3 protein-coding genes are annotated in these 6,870 nt (G+C 43.8%); 2 read left to right on the top strand and 1 reads right to left on the bottom strand.

What is annotated here, in order from left to right; all coding sequences use genetic code 11:
* Positions 1-129: 129 nt before the first annotated feature.
* Entirely contained in the window at positions 130-303 is a 174-nt protein-coding gene (locus tag GNE10_RS30100; RefSeq protein WP_099068082.1) for a DUF2256 domain-containing protein, read from the bottom strand.
* Positions 304-1,312: 1,009 nt separating this feature from the next.
* On the opposite strand from GNE10_RS30100, the gene GNE10_RS30095 reads away from it, so the two are divergent.
* Both GNE10_RS30095 and GNE10_RS30085 read left to right on the top strand, forming a co-directional pair.
* Positions 1,313-3,343 carry a sensor histidine kinase gene (locus tag GNE10_RS30095; RefSeq protein ID WP_185569432.1) on the top strand — a complete coding sequence of 677 codons (2,031 nt, stop codon included), beginning with the start codon at positions 1,313-1,315 and terminating at the stop codon, positions 3,341-3,343.
* A gap of 13 nt (positions 3,344-3,356) precedes the next feature.
* Positions 3,357-6,812, top strand: coding sequence for a PAS domain S-box protein (locus GNE10_RS30085; protein ID WP_260447087.1), 3,456 nt, complete (start codon positions 3,357-3,359; stop codon positions 6,810-6,812).
* The last annotated feature ends 58 nt before the right edge of the window (positions 6,813-6,870 follow it).

The raw sequence follows: 6,870 nt of genomic DNA, 5'->3' as shown, positions 1-6,870 counted from the left end.
GGGGAAAAGGTAAGGGGGAAAGGGGAAAGGGGAAACATTAAATTTATTCCTTTTCTTTTTTCCCGGTTGGTGAGCTTGTCGAACCATTAACCTTTTCCCTTGCTCAGTTGTCTTCCCATCTCCCAATCCCTATTCCCCAGTTCCCAATCCCTGATTCGCTTCAGAACGGCGACGACGACAACGTTCTGAACAGTATTTCACATCTTCCCAGCAATCTTGCCACTTTTTACGCCATGTAAACGGACGTTGACATACCGGACAGATTTTTGTAGGTAGGTCAGATTTAGAACGAACACGTCCCATATGAATACTGTGTAGATGAGAATTTGATTTCCTAGTGGGATGGAAAACAATTATAACCAGTTTGCTACGAAGGGAGGATACATTGGGTGAATAAATGTCATCTTAATCTCTCCTAAGACTTATAAAAAGGTGTCTTTCATTTCATCCCTAGTAGTACGCTTTCGTGACTTGGCTCTTTAAAGGGGAAAGGGGAAAGGGTAAAGGGTAAAGGGTAAAGGGGAAAGGGTAAAGGGGAAAGGGTAAAGGGGAAAGGGTAAAGGGGAAAGGGTAAAGGGGAAAGGGGAAAGGTGTTAAATCCCTTACTCTTTACTTTTCCCCAGACCTCACAAGCGCATTTTTGGGTTGGCAGACTACTACAATGAATCGGATGTAAAGATAGCCCGACACAGTTGACGGTTGACGGTTGACGGTTAACAGTCAACTGTCAACTGTCAACTGTCTCTCGTGTTATCCCATTTCCTTTTAGCGGTGGAATCAGCTTAACTTTCGATGATGTAAGTAGTTCAACTTAATTAAACGTCAAATTAATTTTCTCTACTCCCCACTTCGTATTTTCAAAACAGTAGATACATGCCCCCAGGGATAGGTTTTGGCAGCGTTGTTAATACTAAGTTGCAATCAAAGATAGTAATTTGCACTGGGAATAAGGGAGTGAGAATGTTGTGTTTGAACGATTTGACACCTATTTCAAAAGTAGATACAGCAAATTGCAACTTTGTGAAGTACAGATAATTAGCAGCGATCGCTAAACTTTAGCGAATTCCACTAATGAAGGGCGTTTTTGTTACAGATTTTAAAGCTATTTGCTGCCCATGAACATCACTGTTATGCCGCCAATCTTTCTGGGAAAACTAGCCTTATTAGCAAATTATTATATTTCCCTAGATTTTTATGGAAATTCTTAAAATATCTGCTTTGGGAAACTTAAGGGTAAGGGAGGGGCATGAAATTAATTACTCGCTTGTTTTAATTGCACGAAATTTGCAACCCACTCAAGATGAGGTGTTTCATGTCGGCAGTTAGCTTGAGAAAGATTCTGAATAAACAAGAGTTATCATCTCTTCTTCGCGACTTAGTCCATCAACTCAACATCGGAATTGATATTGAGCTGGTAGATGGTACAAAACTAATTAGTATTGGCAAGACAGTATTAGAAAATCGATATCCAATTGAGGTTTCGGGAGAAATTATTGGTTGGGTTATTGGTCAACAACAGGCAAATTTACTAGCAAGTTGGCTGTCGTTTTTGGCAAAACAGGAAGCTGAAAAGAAAATACTTGCGAAAGAATTGCTAGAGCGATACCAGGAAATAGATTTATTTGAAGATATTTCCACTCAGCTGACAACGAGTTTGGACAGGCGACAAATTGCCCAACTCGTGCTTCAAGAAATGAGTCAATTGATTGAATCATCAGCAGGGATGATTTTGCTGTTGAGTCCTGATGGAGGCAAGTTTGAAATCATTGCGGAATTTGGAGCCTTTTTTGGTCAAGATCAGCCGGAACCCGGCCAGGGAATTATTGGCAGTATTGTGCAATCAGGGAGGGCAGAACTCGTCAATGATGTGGAAGCTGATTCTCGATTATCGGGAGATAAAAAAGTTAAAGCTTTGATTTGTGTACCTTTAAGAGCAAAAGAGCGGGTAATAGGAGCGATCGCCATTGGCACAGACAAAATTGATTCCTATAGGGCTGAACACTTAAAACTTGTGAGTATTTTTGCTTCTCAAACAGCCATCGCCATCGAAAAAGCTTTACTTTATGAGCAAAGCATTCAAGCAGCAATGGAAGCAAAAGCCCAGACACAAAAACTGCAACAAGCTCTCCAAGACTTGCAGCTGGCACAAACTCAGTTAATCCAAAGCGAAAAAATGTCTTCCTTGGGGCAACTGATTGCTGGAGTCGCCCACGAAATCAACAATCCGGTGAATTTTATTTGCGGCAATTTAAAATATGTTGCCGAGTACGCCCAAGATTTATTACACCTGCTGCAAGATTATCAGAAATTTGTGCCTGTGGCTCCTCCGGATTTGCAATCAGAGCTAGAAAATATCGATTTGGAATTTATCATGCAGGATCTCCCCAAACTGTTGGATCCCATGAAACGGGGTAGCGATCGCTTTGTGAAAATTGTCCAACCCCTCAAAAACTCCTCCCGCCATGACGAAGCCCAAATCAAAGCCGTCAATATCCACGATGGTATCGACGGGACGCTGATGATTCTTCGCCATCGTTTAAAAGCCTCAGCTCACCGTCCGGCAATTGAAATTGTCAAAGACTATGCCAAACTTCCCTTAATTGAATGCCACCCAGGACAGTTAAATCAAGTGTTTATGAACATCTTGGCAAATGCCATTGATGCACTGGAAGAAGGAATGGTGAACAGGGAAGACGATAAAGGAACAAGGAAAAGTGGGGACGGCCACAGCCGACACTCACAACTTCAAGAGAAACACTTTCCTTCCCCATCTCCCCAAATCACCATTCGCACCCAAGCCTTAGACAACCAATGGATTGTAATTCGCATTGCGGACAACGGCCCTGGTATGAAAGAAAGTTTCATCCAGCGCATTTACGATCCTTTCTTCACTACCAAAGAGATTGGCAAAGGCACTGGGTTAGGTATGGCAATCAGCCGCCAAATTGTTGTAGACAGGCATGGGGGAATTCTCAAATGTCGTTCTCAATTGGGTGAGGGTACAGAATTCTGGATTCAAATTCCAGTGAACTATTCAGTGGTAGAAGCTTCAACAGGGCAAAGCCAGACAAATTCTGCTTCATCCACTGGCACAACAGAACTATGCCCTAGTGCCGATCCTGAAGGCTTTATTCCATCAACAATACCAATGCTCAAACCAGCGGATTTGCTCATTCGCCACACTGAACTGATCCAACGGCTTTCCCAACAAAGTCCAGACCTTGATAGTGCAACACCCGATCGAATTTACCAATTGTTCCAACGCCACCCAATTTCCCTAAAACTTTATGCCACCTTGTTGTCTTGGTTCTGTTGTGATAACCCCACCCACATAAATCACTGAGGAAACTTTAACCATGTTTAACCAAGTAGATAAATACTACCGTCAGCTATTTGAAAAATGCCCAGTTGGTTTGGTACTGTGTCGGCTCGATGGGACACTGATTGACATGAATCCTGCTTATGCAGCGATCGCGGGGCGGACTGTCCTGGAAACCCTGAATTTTAACTACTGGGAGATAACGCCCCAAAACTATGCCGCCAAGTCAACTATCCTAGAGAACTTAGAACGAACTGGTAGATGTGAACCTTGGGATGGAGATTACATCCACAAAGACGGGCATTTAGTTCCAGTCAGACTTTCTGGAGTATTGGTAGAGCAAAATGGAGAGCGTGTAATTTTCTCCACTGTAGAAGACATTAGCGACCTCAAGCGTACTTCCCTAGAACGCCAACAGTCTGAAAAAATGTTGAAACAGAGTGAAGCCCGATACCGTTCTTTAGTAACAACTAATACGCAAATTGTCTGGGTCAGTACACCAGAAGGAATTTGCTTTGAACTAACAAGTTGGATTGCCTATACAGGTCAAAGTTTAGCAGAAGCTGAGAATGGAGGCTGGATTAATGCTGTTCATCCCGACGACCGGGCTTATACAGGAGAAGTCTGGAGTGCTGCTGTAGCCAACCGCAGTCTTTATCAAATTGAATACCGAATTCGTGGTCAAGATGGTAATTATCGCTACTTTTGGGTCTGGGGTGCCCCGGTGGTGGAAGAAGACGGTAGCGTTCGCGAGTGGATTGGCACCTGCACTGATATTCACGATCGCAAGCTGGCAGAAGCCGAAAATCAACGTCTTAAGGAACGATATCGCACTTTAGTAACTACTACTTCGCAAATCATCTGGGGGGCGACTCCAGAAGGGCTGGGAATCAGCAGTGAAATGCTTACTTGGATGATCTACACAGGTCAAAGTGAAGAGGAAGTGGAAGGTTGGGGCTGGCTTGATGCCGTTCATCCTGATGATCATGCCCACAGTATAGAAGCTTGGAATACGGCTGTGGCTAACCGAGGTATCTACAAAACCGAATACCGAGTACGTGGCAAAGATGGCATATACCGGTATTTTTCTGTGTGTGGCGCTCCTGTTTTGGAAGCAGATGGCAGCATTCGCGAATGGATTGGCACTTGCACCAATATTCACGACCGCAAACTAGCAGAACAAACTCTGCAACAGAGCGAACAACGGTTTCGCTCTCTAGTGACTACTATCTCACAAATTGTTTGGGTGGCTACACCTGAGGGAGCAGGTATCGCTAGCGAAATGCTCAGCTGGATGGCCTACACTGGTCAAAGCGAAGCAGAATTTTACGAATGGGGCTGGCTTGATGTCATTCATCCTGATGACCGTGCCCATACCGTAGAGGCTTGGACTCAAGCCCTAGACAACCGGAGTTTATATCAAACCGAGTTTCAATTACGTCGTCACGATGGTACATACCGCCATTTTTCTGTTTGTGGTACTCCCATTTTGGAACCAGACGGCAGCATCCGCGAATGGATTGGCATTTGCACTGATATCCACGATCGCAAACTAGCGGAAGCAGAAAATCAACGGTTAATGGATATGTTAAATCATTCCAGCGATGCGATCATCGTCCGCGACATGACCAACAAAATCTTATACTGGAATCAAGGCGCACAAAGACTCTACGGCTGGACGCGTGAGGAAGTAAAAGGCCAATACATTCACACATTGATCAAAAAAACTTTTCCCCGCCCAAAAGAAGCAATCATCGCAGAATTATTACAGCAAGGCAATTGGGAAGGAGAAGTGCAACACCTCAGCCGCAACGAGCGGCTGATTATGGTTCAAAGCCGATGGACTCTGCAACGGAGCATTTCTGGTGAGCCTTGTGCTGTCTTAGAAATCAACACTGATATTACTGCCCGCAAACAAGCAGAAATCGCTCTGCGCCAACTCAATCAAGAACTAGAAGCCAGAGTTGCAGAACGGACGGCTGCTTTAGAAAATACCTTAGCAGAAGCCCAGGGTTTAAACGCCATTTTAGACAACTTAGCAGATGGTTTATTAGTCACAGACATCACCGGACAAATCACCCACTTCAATCGTGCATTTTTAGCTATGTATGGATTGACGGTCAACGCCCTCAAAGGTGACTATCGAGAACTAGCGATATTTGGTTTAGCAGATTTAGTGGAAAAAACTCAGTCCCATCCCAGCGATGTGTTTGCTGCTGAAGTTGCCTTAGCAAAGGAACGCATCGGTCAGGCAGTAGCCACTGCTATCTTTAAAAGAACTGCTGAAAATGAACCTCAAGCCTGCTTTGGTTCGGCATTGCTGATTCGAGATGTGACTGCGGAAAAGGAAATCGACAAGATGAAGACGGATTTCATCTCTACAGTTTCTCACGAACTGCGGACACCACTCACTTCTGTTCTTGGTTTTGCCTCCATCATCAAAGAAAAGTTAGAAAGCGATGTGTTTCCCATACTGGCGAATGAAGACCGCAAGCTTCAGAAAACAATCAAAAGGGTAGGTGACAATCTCAAGATTATTGTGTCTGAAGCAGAACGGCTGACATCTTTGATTAACGATGTTTTAGACATTGCCAAGATGGAAGCAGGTAAAGTGGAATGGCAAATGCAACCCCTTGATTTAACTGAGTTACTAGATTGGGCAACCACATCCACAGCAGCATTGTTTGAAACCAATGGCTTAAAGCTAATTATTGATATTGAACCAGAACTACCTCAAGTAATTGGCGATCGCAATCGTCTATTACAAGTCTTGATCAACTTGATTTCCAATGCCATCAAGTTTACCGAATCCGGTTCTATCACCTGCCGCATCAACCAACAAAACGAGGCCATTTGCATTAGCGTTATTGACACAGGGGTTGGCATTGCACCCGAAGACCAGCCGAAAGTGTTCGAGAAATTCCGACAAGTGGGTGATACCCTCACCGACAAACCCAAAGGCACAGGCTTAGGACTACCCATTTGCAAACAAATAGTTGAACATCACGGCGGTAGAATCTGGGTAGAAAGTGAACTTGGCCAAGGTAGTACCTTTTCGTTTATCATTCCCATTTACACCAGCAATCACAAAAGCAGTGCCAAACTGAATTTAGATGCCTTAGTCAAACAACTCAAAGAACACGTCATCACCACAGCTGCTGTACTCAACGAAAATCGCAAAACCATTTTGGTGGTGGATGATGACACCAACATTCGAGAACTACTGCGTCAACAGCTAGAAAACGAAGGCTACAACGTTCGGGAAGCCAAAGACGGCATGGATGCAATTCATCAAATCAAAACAGCTCGTCCAGATTTGATTCTTTTGGACGTGATGATGCCTCAAATCAACGGCTTTGATGTCGCAGCTGTCTTGAAAAACGATCCTCACACCGCAGATATTCCTATTATTATTTTGTCAATTATAGAAAACAAAGAACGCGGTTACCATATTGGCATCGATCGCTATCTCACTAATACCAATTTAATATGAAGCTGCATAGAAAAGAGCTTCTAAAATAAAGTTATAAGAAGAAACCGACATTACCTGC

Origin of the sequence: Nostoc sp. 2RC, from assembly GCF_014222165.1 — a bacterium.
Classification (GTDB): Bacteria; Cyanobacteriota; Cyanobacteriia; order Cyanobacteriales; family Nostocaceae; genus Nostoc; species Nostoc linckia.
The sequence above is the reverse complement of the archived record's forward strand: the minus strand, read 5'-3'. Positions and strand labels throughout refer to the sequence as shown.